Source organism: Bartonella sp. AA2SXKL, assembly GCF_042197205.1.
In the GTDB taxonomy this organism is placed as follows: domain Bacteria; phylum Pseudomonadota; class Alphaproteobacteria; order Rhizobiales; family Rhizobiaceae; genus Bartonella.
This window is the reverse complement of record NZ_JBHIRN010000126.1, coordinates 447-748: the sequence shown is the minus strand read 5'-3', so window position 1 is coordinate 748 and position 302 is coordinate 447. Positions and strand designations below refer to the sequence as shown.

The 302-nt window shown below is 39.7% G+C and carries 1 protein-coding gene; it reads left to right on the top strand.

The annotated features are described in order from the left end of the window. Positions 1-181, top strand: a 181-nt coding sequence (locus tag ACFINS_RS10205; protein WP_375706203.1) for a hypothetical protein, incomplete at its 5' end; no start/stop codon positions are given. Positions 182-302 lie beyond the last annotated feature (121 nt).

The following is a 302-nucleotide window of genomic DNA, read 5'->3' as shown; positions in this document are numbered from 1 at the left end:
GACTTTTTATCAGGGATTTCCACTTTACTACGCCGGGAATGCTCAAAATAAAATCAGACTCGAGCCGCAAAAACACAACGCTGTTCTTTTCATATCGCAAAAGGCCGCAGAGTGTGTGGCAAAAAATTTGGCAGAAAAATATCTGCGAAATGATTTTTTCGTTGTGCAACAGCGTGATTGAAAATCTTTTGTTATGGTAGCTCAGAATAAAAAAGCCCTTAGAATTCTTCAGATCGAAGATGCGGCTAGCTGAAAATTTTTCAGGCTGAAAGTCCTTTGGAATGAAAGTGCTTCGGATCGAT